Below are 21,773 nucleotides of genomic sequence, written 5' to 3'. Positions count from 1 at the left end.
CAATCATTTTGGTTCGGAGCATCCCAATTTTGCCAAAAGGTACAGGACTGACACAAAAACCCTGGACAAACTTCTTTCCTTGGCGCTCTTGGCGTCCTTCTCTAACGAGACGCTGCGCGTTCGCGTAGCGTTCCGTTGGCGCAGCCTCTCGAAGAGAAGGAAAGGCGGTTCGTTATTTCATTATTGTTCTAAGCCAAAATCCCATATAAAAATAAACTTGCACATTTGGGATGCTCCCTTTTGGTTTAGCCCTAACTATCGAGAAGATTCTATGCCTATTGTTGATTCTAATGCATTAGCTAAATTCTACCGATGTACCCAAAATGCACCTCTGGGCTGTCGAAAGCCAATAGAAACTACTGAGAAAATACCGGGTGCTAAGTTTTGTCTGGAATGCGGATTCCCCACTACATTACCAATTCAAACTGAACTCCGGGGCAGCTTAGGCACCTATCGCATTTCTGAAATACTTAGGTCTCAGGGAATGGGACGGCTTTACAGAGGAACTCAGATCAGCAATGGTCAATCCGTTGTAGTGAAAGAGTATTTACTACCTAAGCAATATTTTAATGCTGTAGAAGCACAACAGCGCAGAACAGCCTTGAGTCAAGTAGCAAAGGGTAATTTGACCACCGCGAAGGGTCGGGAATTTCGATTGGTCAGTCCATCAGAAACCATTGCAGATCCATTGAGCGATCGCGTCTATCTGATTTTTTCAGGCGAAATCGCGGCACTTCCTACCCTGAAGCAGACTTTGAGAGAGACGGGAGCCTTTTCTGCATCACAAGTGCGACAAGTCCTAAATCAAATGCTCCAATCGCTACATTTCCTCCATAGTCAGCCATCAAGTTTTGCATCTGTTGCAATAGGAACTGCCCACGGCAACTTGGGGCTTGACAGCCTGCTTATAAGTGATGGCGGCTATGGCTACGTCTATGTCTGCGATCTGGCATCCTGGGAGCAGCTTTTTGTTCCTGCGCCGCGCCAGGTGCTGTTACCGGAACAAGACTTAATCGATCTTGGATCGGTCGCCTTTGCTCTCTGGACGGCTCAAGAGATGTCTTCTGGTTCTGACGCACCGCTAAATCCGCGCGAGGCTCAACATTGGCCCCAGAACGATCCACCCCTGAGAGATTTTCTGCATCGTTTACTAGGGTTAGACACCCCGTTCAACTCTGCGGCAGAGGCGCGTCAAGCTTTGATTAAACTGCCTCAACCTGAAACGGCTGCTGGTTTTCATGGAAATTTTAGCTCAGAGTCTCCAGCGAAACCGAAATCTCGAAAGTATTGGCTTTTGAGTTTACTTGCTTTGCCTCTATTGGGAGGGCTATTGTGGTTGCTATTGCCCCGATCTATATCAAATTCTAATGCAGAGATGGCTAACTTTAAGCATCTTTTGCCATCCTTTGCAGATGTTAATGGGATTGGGCCAGGACAGTATCCCTATACAGGAGAAGCGCTGGGAACTTGGACAATAGTTTTAGACAAGAAGCCCGCGAGCGATCGCAAAATGAGAGCGTTACTGACCCAGCCTAAGTTGGATATGGCAGCTATTTTTAACTACCGAACTTATGCCCCTCAACAGTCTCCCCTTACTGAAGTTCTCGAAGCGAACGCCAAGGCAAATTTTGCGATCGGTAGTTTATCAACCCAACTACCCGAAGGGTTAATTCAAGAAACGATCGCCTACGATGGTCTTTTAGTCTATGTACCTGCTTATAAAAGTCAAAATCTACCAAGTGCATTGCAAGGCAAGATCAGTCTTGCCCAATTGCAGCAAATTTTTACAGGGAAACTTACCAACTGGAAACAGCTAGGTTCAAATTTTCCTGACCTGCCGATCAAGCCCTATCGACCGATGGAACCTGAAGCATTACGCCTGTTCCAACAAAAAGTTTTAGGCAACGATCCGAATCTGATTGCCCAATTTAGCAAGATTGAGCAACGTTCAACCTTTAATACCTTGCGCTCCATCGCAGTTGGAGAAAAGCAGGCGCAAAAAACCGAGGCTGGCTCAATTAGTTTTGGACTATTGACCCAAACCTGGGATCAATGCAAGATTTACCCCCTAGCTATTGCCCAAGAAAATCTAGACCCGGTACAGCCTCTGCTAAAAGAGACCACCAACGGCATAATGCAGCCCATTTCTCCATCAGACAATCTCTGTCTGGAGAAAAAGCCCTTACTTAATATATCGGCTTTTCATACTGCAACCTATCCACTTAGCGCACCGTTGATTATTGCGTATCCTAGAGATAATAATTTGCCTGGGAATGTATCAGGGCCGCTCTTCGCTAATTTTCTCAAAACTCAAGATGGGCAGTATCTCCTTCAGCAAGCGGGTCTTGTGCCGCTACAAACTCCACCTAAAAACTACACTTTATCGTCATCTATTCTGAATCGTTAGGGAGCGCAATTACTATGGCAATCCAAACTCATCGTTGTCCAGAGCCAAGCTGCTCTTTCTTTAATCAGGTACTACCGCACAACGCTAAAATCTGCCCAATGTGCGGTACTTCTTTAGCACAGGCAGTACAAGCCCCTGCTATGGTAGCCTCGACAGCCCGCTATGCTCAAACCTCGCCTCCTTCGCCCCAGCTATCATCAATAATCAATAATCAGGAACGTCCTCAGTTAAAGTTGCTTCATCCCAGCGAACAAAGTTTTCTATTACTTAGGGAATCTGGCGTCATCGGTCGTCAAAATCTTTCTAACGGAATGCGGCCAGAAATCGATTTAACAGCACTGCCCCATGCAGGTATCATCTCTCGCACCCATGCTCATCTCTACTGGGATCTTGCTCGACAAGCTTATATGATTATTGATGATAGCCGAAACGGTAGCTACCTAAATGATAAATTATTACCTCGTGGAGCGCCCCATTCATTGAGTCATGGAGATAAATTACAGCTAGGTCAGGATGGGTTGATTTGCCTGCAAGTTGAATTGATCCATAATTCAATTTAAATCGCGATGCATGAAACTCATCTTTGTTTAGTTAGCGGGTGAATGTAGAGTTAGAACATTAGTTTTGTAACTTTATTCTTAGATAAAACAGAAACCAGGGCGCTTAAAATATTATTAAACAGTAAAGAACAGAGCGATCGCTCTGTTCTTTGCAATAATTTCGTCATTGAAAAAGCCGTTAGCAAAACCAGTGCTAAAACTAACGGTATTGAGAGATTTAACTGTACTTTAGGTCACAGAGTTTCACGTTTGATTAGAGAAACTTTGTCATTCTCCCAAAAATTAGAAACCCATATTGTAGGTATCTGGTATTTCATCCATCGCTATAATGAGTTGCTACGGATTTACGGCTATCTATCCTTACCTATTTAGGGCTAATAGATAGTTTTCATTGCTCTAGTTTTGTCTCAAGTAAGTGACATACTCTCTATTAAGATTTGGTGTTTTGCTCTTGACTATCGGTTGTTGTTTGCTGGCTGGCTGTTGCACTTTCATTAAATGGTTTTTCAACCGTTTCTCTGATTTTAGATTCAGCAACATCGGTTATCTTGTATCTCAGTTGATCGGATAGCCTATCAATAAATCCGCCGAAAACTCTAGCAAAAAAGTATCCAATTGATTCCATGATTTTCACCTTATAATGAAACAATATTCAAGAGTAGTCTCCATTAAGTTCATACTAGTTTAGTTAACTATGAAATGTGAATAGACTTATGTCTATAAGCAGGGTTATTCCATTTCTTCACAAGACTCCAGGCAGAATTATTAAATTAAAGCCATTAAGAATCTGTACAGGAACTATATGCTGAACTAACCTATTTACGGGAGCAACGCGATTTTGTGAGGTGGCAAAGCTGGGGAAGAGAAAGAAATTAATCTGAATCTGACTTATAGTCCGGAGTTGTTTTTAGAACAAATTCTTGTGCATCTTTATAGGATTGAAATACTGTATTAGCAGTGATCTGAGTATCTTTTTGCCCTTCAACCATAGCATTTCCCGATTTAAATTTATAGATACGGTAGTCACGGTATTCTTCGATTCCGTCCTGAAGATCCATATTCGGTCTACCCTCTGTATCGAACAAGGGGTCGTATTGAATCCCCTCAATTTTGCACCAAAAATGTGAACCGAAAAACCACATCTTTTTTTCTTCGGTATTTGATTGTCGGGCGTCTCCTCTTATCGTTCCCTTTTCTACCAACATTGCAGAAGTCTCTCTTTCTAGCGAGGCTTTAAAGCCGTGTTCTTCTGCTATTTTTACTGCCTTATCCGCCAAATACCCACAATCCTTGCCTGAACCGTATTTATACGACTCCTTTTCTAGCTCCTCCGTTAGCTCCGTCTTTACTAATGCTAATTTCTGCTGTGGTGTATTGGCTCCAGTAGAAACTTCATTTTCTATGTCTGCCTGTGTCTTAGGTGCGTTTTCCCTGCCTGCCACCTCTGTTACATTAGAGTGTTGTCCAACCGTTTGTTGTTCTGGAGCATTTAGAGGTATTTCAGAAAGGAGGTTGTTACTCCCCCGAATACTTCCACTTCTCCTCTGAGTATTTTCAGTGCGCGGGCGACTTGAAATATCTATTTCTTCTTGACTTGATTCTTCTGTATTTCTTCTTGTGCGTAAACAAGGCAGACAATTTTTTATAGTATCCATAATATCCTTGATATATTAGTGACTGAACTTTCTGTACGACTTTTAGATAGTTCTTTCTAATTCGTATTCTTGTTTAGCTTGAGCATTTTGATTTTAGTTTTAGGGTACATTTCTAGTGTACTTTCAACCTTTTTATAAGCATATAGACCTTCGGCTGATTGAATTTCTGCGATCGCTAGATATCCTAAACTTTATAAGCGAAGTTTAGGGACAATGAGGATGGCAAACTTAATAAACGAGCAGCCACAAAAGTATTTAGGTACAGGCTTATCTTTCCCATTGCAAAGCAATGTGCAGGGAGGAATCAAGCTAAGTTCTGAAGCTCAGAAGGTTAAAGAATCTATTTGGTTAATTTTGCGTACCGATTTAGGCGAACGTTTATACCGCCCTGATTTTGGCTGTCGCTTATCAGAATTAGCTTTTGCTCCCTTAAATAAAGATACTTTATTAAGAATTCGGATCTACATACTGGAAGCATTACAAAAATGGGAGCCTCGAATTGAAATTGATGAAGTTCGCGCAGATCCCGACACGATCGCAGGGCGTGTCAATATTATCATTGACTATCGCCTCAAATCTAATCCCGACCCCTACAGTTTTGTCTACCCGTTCTATTTAGCTTCAGAGGTGGAGTAATCGTGAATTTTGACTTTTTACCTCGGCTTCCCAGTTCTCGTCTGGACGATCGCAACTTTGATGATTTAGTAGAAGAATGCCTACTGCGTATTCCCCGCTATTGTCCAGAGTGGACAGATCACAATCTCAGCGATCCTGGTATTACTTTAGTCGAGCTATTTGCTTGGCTCACCGACCAGATGCTGATGCGATTCAATCAGGTTCCCCGTAAAAACTATATAGCCTTTCTAGAACTATTAGGAATCCGTCTACAGCCACCAACCCCAGCTCAAGTTAGGCTGACTTTCTACCTCAGCACTTATTTACTAGAAAACTATACCATTCCACGCGGAACAGAAGTTGCAACAGAGCGCACTGAAACTCAAGAAGCTATTATTTTTACCACAGATCGAGACCTGTTGATCTCTCAACCGACCTTAAAATATATATTGTCTGCACCAGAGGCGGGTAATACTCCTCAATCGCTCCATGACCACACCGGGGAATGGCATCGTCAACATGACGGTCTTGCAGTGACTCACGAATTCAAACTATTTCCGCAAAAGCCGCAGTCTGGCAATAGCTTTTATCTGGTGATTGAACCTGATACCCCTTTAGAAGGAAATGTGTTGGCGATCGCCTTCACAGGAGCGCAAGGTACGCCTACGGGCATCGATCCAAACCATCCTCCCCGCAGTTGGGAAGCCTGGGATGGCGAGTCATGGATAAAAGTGCTTTTGCAGGAAGCAGACGACACCACCAATGGCTTTAGCTTTAACGAGAATACGAAAGATAGCTCACAGCAGAGTGGTAATGTGATTCTACATCTGCCCGAACGCTGGCCTACATCTAGTTTTGATGCCTACCGAGGTCGTTGGATTCGCTGCACCCTCATCGAATCTGGCGCACGCCAGCCGGGATATTCAAATTCTCCTCGAATTAAAACAATTGCGATGCGTGCTATTGGCGGCTCGGTACAAGCTAGCCAATGCGTTCTGATCCAGGAGGAAATATTAGGTATCAGCGACGGGAAGCCGGGGCAGAGCTTTGAAGTTGAGACTGCGCCTATTCTGGAGCGCCGGGGAGAAGAGCAACTGGTTGTTCTTCCTCTTGGGAAGCCCCCTGAAATCTGGCAGGAGGTTGAAGACTTTGCTGAATCAAAACCCCAGGATCGGCATTATGTCGTTGATGTATTGGCAGGCACTATTCAGTTTGGGCCATTGATTCGCGAACCTCAAATGCTTAAGAAGCAAACGCAAACTCGTGCCTATTTACAGCAAGTGCTGCGAGCAGATCGCTCGCCTAGTCAAGACCTTCAGGCTCAAATGATTGAGCAACAGTATGGTGCAATTCCTCCTCGTGGTGCTGAAATTATGTTTACCTATCGTACCGGGGGCGGGAAACAGGGAAACGTACAGGCGAACACACTGAATTTTATGAAGACGGCAATTCCTTATATAGACCGCGTGACCAATTATCATGCTGCGGTCAACGGTGCTAATGCCGAGTCTCTAGAGCGGGCCGTCTTGAGAGCGCCTCAAATACTGCGATCGCACGATCGAGCCGTTACTGCTTCAGATTTTGAAGCCTTAACTCTCAAAGGCAGCGGCGGTGCGATCGCTCGCACATTGTGCTTACCGATGTCTGCCAGCCAAACTGCCGGGAGCATCAGCGTGTGTGTTGTGCCTCAAGCCAATACCGATCTGATTGACTTAGGACACGGGATTGCTCCAGACAACTTCAATTTAAGTTCGGCTCTGCGCGATCGGGTCTTGCACTATCTAGATGAAAGACGTTTGCTAGGCATTCAGTTGCAGCTACAGCAGCCCAACTATGTTGGCGTATCGGTTCAAGCCGAAGTTACCCTAGAGCCTGCCTATAATAATCCAAGCGCTCAAGCCGAGATTATCCACAAACTCAAAGTCGCGCTCTATCGCTACCTCAATCCTTTAACTGGTGGCGTAGAGATGACAGGCTGGCCCTTTGGTCGCCCCCTTTATCCGTCAGACATAATTGCTCTCCTTCAGCAAACAGCAGGGATTCAATATTTGGGCGCTATTTTACTGTTTCCTATTCAAAAAAATGGGGAATCTTGGCAGCGGCAAACAATGCCTGTAAACTACATAGATCCTGGCTCCTTGGGTTTACTCTGCTCCTGGGCAGATCCGCAGGTACGCACAGGACATAGTGTGAATATTCTCACAGACCAATCTGCAATGAGGATTTAGGGTATGGTGCCAGTACTTACCTCAAAATCAGCCAGTCTTCACATCTCTCCCATGCAGATTTCTGCGACCACCTCCCAAGGAGGCAGTCGGATGCTGGGAACTGAAGCCATCGAAGGCTCGCAACAGCAATCTGAAATTGTGGTTTACCCGGGAGAACTCTGCCGGGTTGCCCTTGAGATTAAAAACTGGGAGTCTCAATCTCAATACCTTACCTTAAAGTTAGATGGGACGTTCCCTTTGGAATGGTGTCAGGTGCAGACGGATGCTTCCAGCGCCCCTGAATTTGGGACAGCCGCACAGAACTCAGTAGCGCAACTGTCAGGCGCTGGAATGGGGGCTGCTATCAACCTCATAACCCTAGAAGTGGCTGCCAAGAAAAGCAGACATGCTGACTTATGGTTTCTGATTCCTAACAATTTTTTTGAGGGTGAAGATGCCCTTCAGGGAAGCAAGGGAAACCAACTCAACTTTCGAGGTTGTCTGTCGATTTATGCTAGTCAAAGCCTGAGTCAAGGGTCAAGTCCACATCCGATTCAAGAATCCAACTTTGAGCTAAATGTTCGACCACGGAGCAACTATACTGCTTTTTTGCCGATAGTTTATCAAGAAGTTGACTACATTCATCGCTTCATCAAAATCTTTGAGCAAGCGTTCGAGCCGGTAGTCAATAGCTTCAGTTCAATGTGGGCGCATCTAGACCCGTTAACGGCACCTCAGGCGCTCCTGCCGTTTCTAGCTCACTGGGTGGACTGGTCAATTGATGCACAGCTAGATTTAAACCATCAAAGGCGGCTGATTCGACGCGCCGTAGAAATTTATCGCTGTCGTGGAACCCGTAAGGGACTTCGATTTTATCTACATTTATATACGGGTTTACCACTTGATGAACAAATTGACCGGGAAGAAGATAAATCAATCTGCATTACCGAACCCTTTGATCAAGGATGTGTATTTGGACTAGCCTACGTGGGAGAAGATGCGGTTATAGGCGGTGGCAAGCCCTATCATTTTGATGTCCGCTTGCGTGCCCAGCCAAATAGCCCAATTGATCAGCAGCTCGTCCGGCGAATAATCGAGCAAGAGAAACCTGCATTTTGCTCTTACAGCTTGCGGATAGAAACAGACTAGATGAAAACAGACCATTACTGAGCATTTACCTGAAACTTATTCAATCGAATTGGAGAAATTTTTGTGGGTCATCCTTTTCCAAACCCTATTATCGCCCCCATGCAGCGCCAACAAGTTAGAGATGGCTTGCTGCTAACTGCCGAGCGTTGGCAACGTGCCCATGACTATCAGCGCAAACGCCAAAATCTTCACTATCAGTCAATCAATCAGCCAGGGATTGTTTGCGGGTTAGGAGTACGGGTAATTCCAGCCCCAGAAGAAGTTGCCGCTCAATATCGAGACAATCGCTGGGTGCAAATTCAGCCGGGAATTGCCATCGATTTAGAAGGGAATCCGATTGTCGTGCCTCATCAAATCAATTTTCGGATCGCAACCGAGTTGAAGGATTCGGAACCTGTCACTGTTTATTTAGTTGCTCAGTATCGAGATCCCGATCGCCTGGGGGGAAGCCCCGATCAGGAACTTGTACAGGAAACCTTCAGAATTGACGAGAGAAGCCGTCCCCCTGAACGTTCAGATGTGGAGCTTTGTCGGATTCTGCTGCGACGATCGCAGCAGGAAATGCTCCGCACACCTGCCGATGTCTTTTTTCCGGGATACGGCGATTTAGATTTACGTTATCGCCGTCAAGCCCAGGCAAGACCCCAAGGCTTGGTTCAAATTGCTGAAATTAACTCTGATGATCCAGACTGTAGCCGAAATTTTTTCAATCTCACCTACTTACTGCGTGCTGTTGAAGATATCTATCCATCCTTAAAAGGTGCAGAAACTGTCGATCGAGTCACTTGGGATGGAGATATCCATCTCTACGATCTGTTATATGTGACTGGGCATCAGAGTTTATCGCTAAACAACCATCAATTCTCGAAGCTTGAAAGCTACCTGAAGTCGGGGGGCACTTTGCTGGTCGATGCCTCCATTGAAAGTACAGAACTGATTCAATCAGTCCAGGCAGTAGCTCAACATTTGCAGACACCACTAAAGTCTTTACAAGAAGCCCGTCGCGACCATCCCTTACGGATAAAGCCGTTTCTATTTTCTGCGTTGCCAATAATAGATCAAACTAGAATTCAACTCTTATCTGGCGGGGGAATTATTTTAGCGATCGGCAATCTGGGCGGATTATGGGGTTTAGATGAAGAATTGCAGCGATCGCGAACTGACATAAGAACCGCTCAAGAGTTAGGAATAAATATTCTACATTTTGCTTGGAAACGCAAACAGACGATAGATTTACAGTCTTAAGCGGGCGCTGTTGTATAAATAAGGTCAGTAAGATTAAGGGTTTCAAGTGAAAAAGTATATAAAAATAAACCTGATGCAACTCTTCTGGGGTCTGACTTTTCATGGGATGTGGAAGTGCGATTCGTTGTATGATGAATCACGGTAATCAGTCCGTAAATAATCACACCAACCAACTTTAACAATAACCTGAGTTCGACGTAAAAAATGTTCCAATTAATACCAATTTAATGTGAAGCTGCATAGAAAAGAGCTTCTAGGATCAAGTTATAAGAAGAGACAGAAATTACTTGCTCAAATGTAAGTTGATCGAATATCTCTTGGATGCGTTCGCGTAAAGCTTGTAAAGAAGAGAATAGTTGATTTTTAAAGGGTTTTTACAGCCAAGGAATTGTTTTTCTGATAGCGTTTTCCGTTGCTGCTCAGTTTTCTGCCAGCACAAGTCTTTGGACACATCTGCGCCAAGTCCACTCAGGGATACTAGAGATTCAAAGGAGTATTTAGTTAAATGGCACTAAGAAAAGCGATACAAACTTTCAGAAAACTCTGGTCTAACACATAACTATCTAGCAAACAACAACCTAGCGGCTGAACTCTTTTGTTAATTTGGTAAGATAAAATGCACAGATAACGGGTTATTACTTAATTTTTATGTTATTCATCGTTTTTTTAGTTACTTAGTACCTTACTTGCTGACTTAATTTTTATGTAGTATATATAATGTCTTCTAGGTTGAAATAATACAAACTTAACCGATTTAGTAATAAATTGAGTGGTAAAAGTTTAGGTTTTTCTATAATTTATAATTTGGGTTTTATATAAAAACTATATTTTATTTTTAAATAGAAATAATGATTAGGCTACTAGAAGATTATCAGTACAAGGAATTACTGCGAGAAGAGAATAATACGGTTCTTTATCGTGGAATCAAAGGATTAGATCAAACACCTGTACTAATAAAATATATTAAAACAGAGTACCCAACTCTCGAAGATATTGCTCGGTTAAAATATGAATATAAAATTCTTCAGTCGCTAGATATTGCAGGAATAGTTAAATGCTATATCTTAGAAGATAGCCATCAGTTCTTGGCAATGATTTTGGAAGATTTTGGAGGAAACCCACTTCCAAAATACCTGAGTCAAACATCGCTCGATTTAAATGATTTTCTACACATTGGGATTCAGCTTGCTGAAACACTAGTAAAACTTCATCAATACAAAATTACTCACAAAAATTTAAAAACTACTAATGTGCTGTTCAATCCGCAAACTGGACAGGTTAAAATTGACGACTTTAGCCTTGCAACCTATTTGTATGAAGAAAAGCAAACAATTAGTAATCAGAATATTTTTGAAAATGCGCTTGCTTATATATCGCCTGAACAAACAGGGCGGATGAACCGCTTAGTTGATTACCGTAGTGATTTCTATTCTTTGGGCATTGTTTTCTATGAAATGCTGACACGACAATTGCCCTTTCAAAGTACTGACCCTCTAGAACTCGTTCATTGCCATATTGCTAGAACTCCAATTTCTCCTTGTATATTTGCTAAAAATCTGGGCTTAAGAGAAATCCCCCAGGCAGTTTCTGATGTTGTAATGAAACTTTTAGCAAAGACAGCAGAAGAGCGTTATCAAAATGCGTTGGGACTGAAAGCAGAATTAGTTTTTAATAAAACTCAAGGCAATCCTTTCTTTTTATTGCAACTACTCAAATCACTTTATCAAGATAAGTTAAATTTTTTCAACTTTAATCAAGCCTGTTGGCAGTGGGATATTGAAAATCTGTTAGATATTGATATCACGGATAATGTCGTTGAACTAATGGTTAGCCGAATTCAAAAGCTATTGCCAGCGACGCAAAATGTTATGAAGTTAGGTGCTTGTGTTGGTGACAAATTTACCTTAGAAGTCCTTAGTATTGTTAATGAAAAGTCTTTATCAGAGACGGCATTGCATTTATGGGAAGCGTTACAAGTTGGGCTAATTTTGCCATTAAATCAATATTATAAAATCCCCTTGGTTATTGAGCTAGAGAAATTTAGTAAGAGACATAAGTATGAAAATACTTCACTCTTAACTGTTTCTAGCCCTCCAACGATCGTTTATAAATTTTTGCATGACCGCGTACAGCAAGCGGCATATTCGCTTATTCCCAAAGCTGAATGCAGCCAAACGCATTTGAGAATTGGAGAATTATTACTTGAGCATACGCCAGAAGTGGAACTTGAAGAGAACATTTTTGAGATTGTTAATCACTTAAATATTGGCACTCATTTACTCACTCAACAAAAGCATAAAGATGAACTAGTAGTACTGAATTTGATGGCAGGGCAAAAAGCCAAGAGAGCTACAGCTTATGACCTGGCGTTAAAGTATTTAAAAGTAGGATTGGGATTACTTTCAGAAAAGAGTTGGCAGACAAATTATGATTTAACGCTGGCACTGTATGTAGAAGCAACCTCATCTGAGTTTCTCAATAATAATTTTGAACAAACGGCAATCTTAGCTGATATTGTTTTAAGTAATGCCAAAAATATTTTAGATAAAGTTAAGGTATATGAAATTCAAATTCAATATAGCGTTTCACAGAACAAATTGAAGGAAGCGATCGCTATTATACAAGTAATAGAAATGCTGGGAATTACTCTCAGTCAAGAGCCTCCTCATGCCTTAACCAAACAGTATGAAAATTCATTGACGATTGAGAGCTTAAGTAGTCTGCCACCGATGACTGACGATTATAAACTGGCAGCAATGCGAATTTTGGTGGCAGCAACCCCTGCCACTTATTTTGCAGCTGCTCAGTTATTCACCTCAATTACTTTCACGATGGTAGATCTGTGCATTCAATATGGAAGTTCGGCGATGGCAGCTTATGGCTATGCTTGTTATGGTTCGATTTTGGCAGGTCAGTTAGAAGAAATCGATGCTGCGTATCAATCTTGTTTGTTAGCTTTACAACTTCTCGATCGCTACAATGCCAAAGAACTAAAAGCTGAGATTTGCGAAATTTTTAATGGTCATGTTCGACATTTTAAAGACCCTCTCACTGCCGTATTAGAACCAATGTTAGAGGGGATTCAAAGTGGGTTAGAAGTTGGCAAAGTTCAATATGCCTCATATATTGCTGCTTTTTATTCAGGTGCTTTGTTTTATACGGGTGAGAACTTAGAAAGCGTCGCTCAAAAGCTTGAACATCGCTTAGAATTACTCAATAGTTTGAAAAATCAAGTTTGCATTGATTATGCCAAAATCTGGCAGCAGATGGTAGCAAATTTAGTAGGTGACTCAACACATAAGTTTGAATTAGTTAGCGATCGCTTTAATGAAACAGAAATTTTAAAGACATTAATCGCAGCCGATAACCAAACAGCTTTATCTGCTCTTTACCTTGCCAACCATACAATTTTAATTGCGCGTAATGGTAATGAATTTCCCATTGATGATTCCGCTGCTCCAATTCGTGCTAGCAACGGTAAGATAATTGGAGCAGTCATGGTATTTCATGATGTGTCCCGTAACCGCAACTTATCTCGGCAACTTTCCTGGCAAGCTAGCCATGATGCTTTAACTGGGCTGGTAAATCGACGCGAGTTTGAACGCCATTTAGAGCAGGCTATTAACGATGCCAAGATGCATAACGAACAATACGTCCTCTGCTATCTAGATTTAGATCAATTTAAAATCGTCAACGATACCTGTGGCCATATTGCTGGCGACGAACTTTTGCGTCAAGTGACAGCATTATTTCAAAGTCAGGTGCGTAAAACAGATGCTTTAGCCCGTATAGGTGGAGATGAATTTGGCTTACTTCTCAATCAATGCTCAATAGAGCAGGCACAACGAGTTTGCAATTCCATACGTCAGAAGGTTCAGGAGCTTCGATTTGCCTGGCAAGAAAAGCTTTTTACAATTGGCATCAGTATTGGATTAGTTATGATTAATACGCTTAGTGAAAGTGTTGCCCATGTATTAAGTCTTGCAGATGCAGCTTGCTATGCAGCTAAAAATCGGGGACGTAATCGGGTACACGTTTATCAAGTAGATGATATCGATCTATTACGACAGAAAGGCGAAATAGAATGGGTAACGCGTATTACTCATGCTTTGGAAGAGAATCGATTCTGTCTGTACTACCAAACGATTATCCCAGTTTTGCAAACTGAGATGAAAGAACAACATTATGAAGTCCTTTTGCGTTTGCAAGATGAAACTGGGGCTTTAGTATTACCTATGGCATTTATTCCTGCCGCAGAACGTTATAATCTTATGCATTTAATCGACCGTTGGGTAATTCGTACCCTTTTTGCTACTCAAGGGCAACAATATCGTGATAGTTGGAACGATTGCCAATCAAAGAATCAAGAATGCAATTATTGCAATTATATTTATGCAATTAATCTTTCAGGTGCAAGTATCAATGACGAGCATTTTATTGAATTCATACATGAGCAATTTGCTTTGCATCAAATTCCACCCCAAATGATCTGCTTTGAGATTACTGAAACTGTTGCCATTAGTAATTTAGGTAAAGCTTCTTTATTTATCAATGAATTAAGAAACCTTGGCTGTCGCTTTGCACTAGATGACTTCGGTAGTGGAATGTCATCTTTCACTTATCTGAAAAATCTACCTGTAGATTTTCTCAAAATTGATGGCAGTTTTATTAGGCAAATTGTAGATAATTCTATTGATTTAGCAATAGTTGAAGCAATTAATCATGTTGGGCATATTATGGGGCTTCAAACTATTGCAGAGTTTGTTGAAAATGATACTATTTTAGAAAAAATTAAAGTTCTTGGTGTGGATTATGCTCAAGGTTACGGCATCGCCAAGCCATGTCCTTTTCTATGATCTTTGGTTAGAACAAAAATTAGTTTAATTAATGCTTACTTTAAAAGTACGACAGGTATTCTACTTTTAATTTGGCGGTATCTTGGCTGAAATTGATATTGAGTTAACGTGAGTTATTACAAACTTTTGAGACTTTTGCCCATCTCAAAAGTTTGCAAAGGAATTAAACACATTGATACCCAAGAAGGCTATCGTGAATTAAATTACATACGAAATTAGACAGATACTCCAAATTGAAGAACACTGTTTTTTGTTTCTAAACTATGAGAAACTATATCAAATCCTTATTGTTGTGTTCTTTAGAGACATATAAATTTTCTCTAAAATCATTACACAAAAAGGGTTATATATTTCCGGAAAAGTCTAATAATTGCAGAATAAATTGGAGTGGAAATTTTACCCAATCAGAGCGATTATTTAGTTCATTGCCTACTGCATCAATCGCTTGCTCTAAAAGATAGGCAAAAAGCAGCACATTTAGTTCTTCTCTTGTGTTTGGAAGGAAAGATTCTTGATTAGCAGCTTCTAAATAAGAGTTCAAAAAGCTAGTACTGACCCAGGTATACCAAAACTGTCCCCATTGTTCTAGAAGGGGTAAATTTTCCGGCAGGATCATCCCAGATTCTTTTTGATAGCTCAGAGCTTCGTTAACTGCATAGTTGAAAGATAGCAACATTCCTGCTACATCTCGTAGAGGCGATCGCTTTATGCGTCGTTCGCTTAAACTGCGATCTACTTCGCCTTCAAAATCAGCAATAATAAAGTCTTTTCCTGTGTAAAATACTTGCGATAAATGGTAGTTTCCATGATGACGAGTACGCAATGCAGTAATTTTTTGCCCGACAACTAACTGAAAGCGTTCTAAGATTTTCTGTTGGCTATCAAGAACTTCTAATGCTAATGGTTGAGTATCGGTTGGCAAGTAGTTTGCTCGTTCTTTTAACAACCGAAATACTTGTCCGGTTAAGTTACGTGCATTTTGATATATCGAACGTTGATAAAGTGATGAAAAAGATTCTGGAGCAAAGTCTGAGTTATCTATATTTGTAGCCAGCGCTATATGGAATTCAGCTGTGGATTTACCCAACAGTTCAACACTTTGCAGGTAAGAAGTGATCGTTGCAATTGCCAATTCTGGAATTTCAATTCTCTGTAAATCTAACAAAGAACCTGATGGCAGAGGCACTTCGGTAATAGTGGCGTGTTCCGTGGTGACTAAATCAAAGTACTTTTGCAAACTATCAAGGGTATAGTCCCAGCCACTACGGCTATCTAGAATATACTCTTGTAATATGCCTATAGTCGATGGTATGGCAGTGTTATTGCCTGTTTTATTTGCACGGCGGTATTCTAAAGCACCAGCTAGATAAACTGAGTGTTGCAAGCGTTTTTTCTGGTATAGAAAACGCCGGATTTCTAAATCTGGGTGCAAACCCTCCTCGACTTTACGGAAGAGTTTTAACAACAAGCGATCGCCATAAACTATATAAGTTTGTTCTTCTTTATTCAGGACAGTCGGCTCACTATTAGTTAACTCTTGGCGCAATTCTGAGAATGAATCAGTAGTAGTGCCAAATAATTCTCCGGTTATCCCTTTATAAGAGTGATGATTAGCGATTCCATCTAGCAGTGAAGTGAGAAAGTTCTTGTCTGCTAAAGCATCAAATAAAATTCCAACTTCTTGAGTATTGGGTGGATTTGTATCTATTTTGCCTTGCACCCCAAGCCGTGCAATTACAGCTTGCGGCATTTCTGCTAAAAGATGTGTTGCTTGCTCACCTTCTGCATAGGCCAGAAATAACAGATAAGTTTCACGGTTTCCCTGACTATAATCTACCTGCAACCAAACAATTTGAGCTATCTGCTGGTTATAGGGTAAAGAAATCGCTTCAATGATTTGTACTGATTGTACAGTCTGAGTTTTGCCGCCAAACCAGCTACAGGTATAGAGGTAATCCCGCAGTGTTGATTCTAGAATGCTTTTTGACTCTCGTTGCCCAATCACATTCTGCCATGAACCATTTACCAGCAAAGTTGCTAAATCTGCTTGGGGTTTAAGAGGTTGAGTTGAACTAAGTTTACGCTGTAAGGTGAACCAGTAAAACCCATAAGGACTTAAGCTAAGGAAATAGGGCGATTCTGCGATCGCTGGAAACTCAGTCGAACCAAAAATTTCTATTGGTATTAGCCCATTGAAGGTTGATAAATCTAATGCCACCGTTTGCACGTAACGAGATAAATTTGCTACTACCAAGACATCTTCTTCAGAGGTAACCCGACTGAAGGCGAAAACTTTGCGATTATTAGACTGTATCAATTCAAAACGCCCTTCACCCAATGCCGCAAACCGTTTGCGAGTAGCAATTAAACGTTTCATCCAATACCAGAGAGAATTGGTATTAGTCCGTTGTGCCTCGACGTTGAGCGCTTCGTAGTGATATTCTGAGTCAACAATGACGGGTAGATACAAGCGTTGCGGGTTGGCGCGACTAAAACCAGCGTTGCGGTCAGAACTCCACTGCATAGGTGTGCGAACACCATTGCGATCGCCTAGATAAACATTATCTCCCATGCCAATTTCATCACCGTAGTAAAGTACGGGGGTTCCTGGCAGAGATAACAGTAAACTATTGAGTAACTCAATTTGGCGGCGATCATTGCCCAAAAGCGGCGCTAATCTGCGACGGATGCCTAAATTTACCCGCATCATTGGATCTTGTGCATAGGCCCCATACATAAAATCGCGGTCTTCATCTGTCACCATTTCTAGAGTCAGTTCGTCATGGTTGCGGAGGAATAATGCCCACTGACAGTTATCAGGAATGGATGGAGTTTGCTGGAGAATATCTACAATCGGAAAATTATCTTCCATCCGTAGTGCCATAAACAAGCGCGGCATTAGAGGAAAATGAAAGTTCATGTGACACTCATCACCCGCACCGTAATATTGAGCGGCATCTTCAGGCCATTGGTTCGCCTCAGCTAGTAACATCCGGTTAGGAAATTTGGCGTCGATGTGCGATCGCAACTCCTTCAAATACGCATGGGTTTCAGGTAAGTTTTCGCAGTTCGTTCCTTGCCGTTCGTAGAGATAAGGCACAGCATCCATACGTAGCCCATCTACACCCATCTCCAACCAAAAATCTAGAACATCAAATACTGCTTGGCGCACCAAGGGATTGTCATAATTCAAATCAGGCTGATGGGAATAGAAACGATGCCAGCAATAAGCTTGGGCAACTGAATCCCAAGCCCAGTTAGATGTCTCAAAATCTTGGAAGATAATTCGCGCTTCCTGGTATTTCTCAGGAGTATCACTCCAAACATAAAAATCTCGCTCCTGACTGCCTTTTGGTGCGCGACGTGCTCTTTGAAACCAAGGATGTTGGTCAGAGGTATGATTAATAATTAACTCAATAATTACACGAATACCGCGCTGATGAGCAGCCCTCAAAAACGCTTTAAAGTCTTCCAAAGAGCCATAGATAGGATTGATACTAGTGTAATCGGCAATATCGTAACCATCATCTCTGAGTGGTGAAGGAAAAAAAGGTAACAACCAGATGGCAGTAATACCTAAGTCTTGTAAGTAGTCTAGTTTTTCTGTCAGCCCTTGAAAATCACCAACACCATCACCATTACTGTCCGCAAAGGTGCGAACACCTAGTTCGTAGATAATTGCATTTTTGAACCATAAGGGGTCATCTTTGAAGTTAGAGTTTGGCATTTTAAGAAGATATGCGATCGCATATCTAATAGAACTATATTTTTACTTGATACGATGGCTGAGATTATCAGCTGATTTAGCTTACACGAGTAATGTATACATTTTCTTATTTAAATCATAAAACTACCAAACGAGCGATATTTAGTATTTAGTCATAAATAATCATACAAACTGTGTATATACCCTGTTCCACAACAACAGCCGGCGGTGCAACAATCAGCCAGATGACCTACACCCTCACCAGCCAATCGCATACCACAGACGTACCTAACTTTTCACGTTATGTGCAAAAGGTCCGAGGGTGTAAGGTGTCGGGTGTAGTTTAGTTGAAACCGTGATAGCTGATTTATTAGCTTTACTTATGTTTAAACTTCAAAGTGAGAGATGATATGCTAGTATCTAAAAGCACGAGATTTTCGAAAAAATACACTGGAGCAGCTATTCTTGACAGAGCGATGGCTACGCCCGCGTTGGCATCGCAAAACTTTTTAGTCTACTGAATTTGGCAACTCAAACAGGTCTGTGAGTATTTACCTACCAGAACGATTTATCGGTTTAAACCACTGAAATTCTTACCATATATACTTTAGCAGTTTTAAGCTCCGCTTTTTTCTGAGTTTGTAATAAATCCGAGTTAACACTCCCATTGCAAACCATCTCTAAAATTTTAATTTTCAATGAAGATGTATTGAAAATCACTACGATTTTAAGTAAATAGGTCAAAATGAGAGAACTAAATTTTAGAGTAAGTGCCCTTTCATACAAACATTGTAAGATTTCGGCATAAATTTGTTGGTAAATTAGTCTTTAAATAAAATTTAAAAGCTAAAAAAGCTAATAGTTAAAGGCATAAAGGTTTTAACATCCTTGCGTGTTATTTCAGCTCTCTCTATTAGTTAATAATTTACAAAACAAATCGTGAGTTAAATATGAAATTAATAACTAATTAATTAAATCAAAATCAAAATAATTATGGTTCTTCATTACTTGTTATGCTAAAAACGTCTATAAATTAGTTCATATCCCTTGCTTGGCAATAGATACAGCTTTTAATCTTGACGTTTGAGATTTTGGGATAAAATCCAGGTTGTAACTGCCTGAAACCCTTAATCTTAAAGGAAAATCCCTAATTTTAGTTTAAAGTTTGGCATAACACCCAGGGAAGAGCCATAATTGACAAATGAATATATAATTGGTTATTCAGTACCTGTTATGCCAAATTATTAGTTAAAAATCAAAACTTGGCTTAAAAATAAAGGTCAAAAGCCCAAATCATTGCCAAAACCCTAAAATGTTAGTAAAAAGCCTTCATTTTTATTGAAGAGCAAAGTTTCCAAGGTTTTATCAAGCAAAATTAGCATAATGTGTAATGAAGAATCATATAATTTTATCATTAGAAAATAATCTAGAACGAAACAATTTAACATTACCTAACTTGAAAAAATTAGAAAAACAGCTATTAGTAAGCTGGAATCACACTCAAACAAATTATCCTCAGCAAGCATGTATTCATCAGTTGTTTGAAGCACAAGTAGAGAAAACACCTGATGCTATAGCACTAATCTTTAATAATCAGTATCTCACTTATAAAGATTTGAATAGTCGTGCTAACCAACTAGCACAATATCTCAAAACAGTAGGGGTAGGAACAGAAACTCTTGTAGGAATCTGCATAGAGCGATCCTTAGAAATGGTTGTAGCACTTTTAGCTATCCTCAAAGCAGGTGGAGCTTATGTACCACTAGATCCAGGCTATCCACAAGAACGTTTAGCTTTCATGCTGTCAGATACTCAGGTATCAGTACTATTAACTCAAAAAGAACTAGTTACTAAATTACCTACTCATACAGCATTTGTAATTTGCCTAGATGCAGATTGGAATAAAATCGCCCAAAATAAAAAAGAGAATCTAAGTACTAGCATCACTGCTGATAACTTGGCTTATGTAATGTATACCTCAGGTTCTACAGGTACACCTAAAGGTGTTAGCGTTATCCATCGTGGTGTAGTTAGGTTAGTTAAAGAAACTAATTATGTTTACCTCACAGATGAAGAAGTAATTCTGCAACTGGCTCCGATTTCCTTCGATGCTTCAACTTTTGAAATTTGGGGTTGCTTACTTAACGGTGGGCGACTAGTAATTTGCCCTCCTCATACACCATCTTTAGAAGAGTTAGGGCAGATTATTCAACAATATCAAGTTACTACTCTTTGGCTGACAGCCGGCTTATTTCACCTCATAGTAGATGAAAAAATTGATGCTTTAAAACCCTTGCGTCAACTTTTAGCCGGTGGCGATGTCTTATCTGTTCCCCATGTGCAGAAGTTTCTCCAAACAGTGGATAACTGTCAGCTGATTAATGGCTATGGTCCAACTGAGAATACAACTTTTACCTGCTGCCATTCTATCACAGCGCCACTGCAATTAGATGTTTCTATTCCTATTGGTCGCCCAATTGCTAATACCCAAGTTTATATATTAGATAACAACCTCCAACCAGTATCAATTGAAGAAATTGGCGAATTATACATTGGTGGTGATGGATTAGCTAGAGGCTATTTAAACCGTCCCGACTTGACTGCTGAAAAATTTATTTCTCACACCTTTGATAGCAATTTACCAACGCGCCTATACAAGACTGGAGATTTAGCTCGTTATCTTCCAAATGGCAATATCGAGTTCTTAGGCCGCATTGATAATCAGGTAAAAATTCGCGGTTTCCGAATTGAACTAGGGGAAATTGAACGGGAAATCGCACAACATCCTGACGTTCGGGAAATTGTCGTTTTAGCTCGTCAGGATGAAATAGGTGAAAAACAGTTGACAGCTTATATTGTTCCTCACTATAACAGTAGAGACACGCTCAATAAATTGCGTAGTTTTTTACAACAGCGACTACCTAATTACATGGTGCCATCAGCGTTTGTGATCTTAGAGTCACTGCCTTTGACTGCAAATGGCAAAGTAGATAGACATAAATTGCCAGCGCCAAGTAAAGAACGTCCACAACTGGAACAAGCGTACATTGCTCCCCAAACCGATTTAGAACGTCTGCTTGCAGGTATTTTGTGCGAACTACTCAAAATCGATCGCGTTGGGATTGATGATAATTTCTTTGATTTGGGAGGAACTTCAATCTCAATTCTGCAAGTTGCTGTGCGAGTGCAACAAAAACTTGGTATTAAGCTATCGGCTGTGAAGTTATTTCAGTATTCAACGATTGGCTCTTTAGCAAACTATTTGCATTCAAACCAGAATAGCCAACCATCTTCTGACAAGCTGCAAAACCGCGCTCAACGCCAACAGGCAGCTAGAACTCGTCGCCGTAATCATCAACAAAGTGTTTAAGAA

Annotated in this window: 11 protein-coding genes and 1 pseudogene; 9 read left to right on the top strand and 3 right to left on the bottom strand. The window is 41.0% G+C overall.

Annotation, left to right across the window (positions count from 1 at the left end; translation table 11 throughout):
* Nucleotides 1-271: 271 nt before the first annotated feature.
* Genes V7K25_RS14880 through V7K25_RS31620 form a run of 3 tightly spaced genes read left to right on the top strand, consistent with a single transcriptional unit; the run spans nt 272 to nt 3,339 of the window.
* Entirely contained in the window at nt 272-2,407 is a 2,136-nt protein-coding gene (locus tag V7K25_RS14880; RefSeq protein ID WP_335159125.1) for a substrate-binding domain-containing protein, read from the top strand.
* Between the two features lie 14 nt (nt 2,408-2,421).
* Nucleotides 2,422-2,967 (top strand): FHA domain-containing protein, encoded by a 546-nt coding sequence (locus V7K25_RS14875; RefSeq protein ID WP_335159123.1) that lies wholly within the window; start codon nt 2,422-2,424, stop codon nt 2,965-2,967.
* A gap of 57 nt (nt 2,968-3,024) precedes the next feature.
* Entirely contained in the window at nt 3,025-3,339 is a 315-nt protein-coding gene (locus V7K25_RS31620) for an IS1 family transposase (protein WP_442948088.1), read from the top strand.
* A 58-nt stretch (nt 3,340-3,397) separates the two neighbouring features.
* On the opposite strand, the gene V7K25_RS14865 is transcribed toward V7K25_RS31620, so the two are convergent.
* Together V7K25_RS14865 and V7K25_RS14860 are read right to left on the bottom strand one after the other, a co-directional pair.
* A complete protein-coding gene (locus V7K25_RS14865; protein WP_335159121.1) occupies nt 3,398-3,592 on the bottom strand; it encodes a hypothetical protein in 195 nt (64 codons plus the stop codon).
* Nucleotides 3,593-3,839: 247 nt separating this feature from the next.
* Complete coding sequence (locus V7K25_RS14860; protein ID WP_335159119.1) at nt 3,840-4,622, bottom strand: hypothetical protein; 783 nt, start codon at nt 4,620-4,622, stop codon at nt 3,840-3,842.
* A 219-nt stretch (nt 4,623-4,841) separates the two neighbouring features.
* On the opposite strand from V7K25_RS14860, the gene V7K25_RS14855 reads away from it, so the two are divergent.
* The 5 genes from V7K25_RS14855 (at nt 4,842) to V7K25_RS14835 (ending at nt 14,694) form a co-directional block, all read left to right on the top strand.
* On the top strand, nt 4,842-5,258 hold the full coding sequence (locus V7K25_RS14855) for a GPW/gp25 family protein (protein WP_335159117.1): 417 nt from the start codon (nt 4,842-4,844) through the stop codon (nt 5,256-5,258).
* 2 nt (nt 5,259-5,260) lie between these two features.
* A complete protein-coding gene (locus V7K25_RS14850; RefSeq protein WP_335159116.1) occupies nt 5,261-7,465 on the top strand; it encodes a putative baseplate assembly protein in 2,205 nt (734 codons plus the stop codon).
* Between the two features lie 3 nt (nt 7,466-7,468).
* Nucleotides 7,469-8,593: a phage tail protein gene (locus V7K25_RS14845; RefSeq protein ID WP_335159114.1), complete on the top strand. Its 1,125-nt coding sequence runs from the start codon at nt 7,469-7,471 to the stop codon at nt 8,591-8,593.
* Nucleotides 8,594-8,656: 63 nt separating this feature from the next.
* Complete coding sequence (locus tag V7K25_RS14840; protein ID WP_335159112.1) at nt 8,657-9,838, top strand: DUF4159 domain-containing protein; 1,182 nt, start codon at nt 8,657-8,659, stop codon at nt 9,836-9,838.
* Between the two features lie 848 nt (nt 9,839-10,686).
* The gene (locus V7K25_RS14835; RefSeq protein WP_335159110.1) at nt 10,687-14,694 is read left to right on the top strand and encodes an EAL domain-containing protein; all 4,008 of its coding nucleotides are present in this window, start codon (nt 10,687-10,689) and stop codon (nt 14,692-14,694) included.
* 343 nt (nt 14,695-15,037) lie between these two features.
* Here the strand turns inward: V7K25_RS14835 and treS are convergent, their stop codons facing one another.
* Nucleotides 15,038-18,421: a maltose alpha-D-glucosyltransferase gene (gene treS, locus V7K25_RS14830; protein WP_335159108.1), complete on the bottom strand. Its 3,384-nt coding sequence runs from the start codon at nt 18,419-18,421 to the stop codon at nt 15,038-15,040.
* Nucleotides 18,422-19,802: 1,381 nt separating this feature from the next.
* Between treS and V7K25_RS14825 the strand changes: the two are divergent.
* A pseudogene (locus tag V7K25_RS14825) lies at nt 19,803-21,770 on the top strand (non-ribosomal peptide synthetase); the annotation flags it as partial.
* Between the last annotated feature and the right edge of the window lie 3 nt (nt 21,771-21,773).

Origin of the sequence: Nostoc sp., from assembly GCF_036919495.1 — a bacterium.
GTDB lineage: Bacteria > Cyanobacteriota > Cyanobacteriia > Cyanobacteriales > Nostocaceae > Nostoc.
The sequence above is the reverse complement of the archived record's forward strand: the minus strand, read 5'-3'. Positions and strand labels throughout refer to the sequence as shown.

What these genes read in the sequence shown, in the direction of transcription:
- V7K25_RS14880 (WP_335159125.1), top strand. Translation starts at nt 272, where the DNA reads ATGCCTATTGTTGATTCTAATGCATTAGCTAAATTCTACCGATGTACC.
- V7K25_RS14875 (WP_335159123.1), top strand. Translation starts at nt 2,422, where the DNA reads ATGGCAATCCAAACTCATCGTTGTCCAGAGCCAAGCTGCTCTTTCTTT.
- V7K25_RS14865 (WP_335159121.1), bottom strand. Translation starts at nt 3,592, where the DNA reads ATGGAATCAATTGGATACTTTTTTGCTAGAGTTTTCGGCGGATTTATT.
- V7K25_RS14860 (WP_335159119.1), bottom strand. Translation starts at nt 4,622, where the DNA reads ATGGATACTATAAAAAATTGTCTGCCTTGTTTACGCACAAGAAGAAAT.
- V7K25_RS14855 (WP_335159117.1), top strand. Translation starts at nt 4,842, where the DNA reads ATGGCAAACTTAATAAACGAGCAGCCACAAAAGTATTTAGGTACAGGC.
- V7K25_RS14845 (WP_335159114.1), top strand. Translation starts at nt 7,469, where the DNA reads ATGGTGCCAGTACTTACCTCAAAATCAGCCAGTCTTCACATCTCTCCC.
- V7K25_RS14835 (WP_335159110.1), top strand. Translation starts at nt 10,687, where the DNA reads ATGATTAGGCTACTAGAAGATTATCAGTACAAGGAATTACTGCGAGAA.
- treS (WP_335159108.1), bottom strand. Translation starts at nt 18,421, where the DNA reads ATGCCAAACTCTAACTTCAAAGATGACCCCTTATGGTTCAAAAATGCA.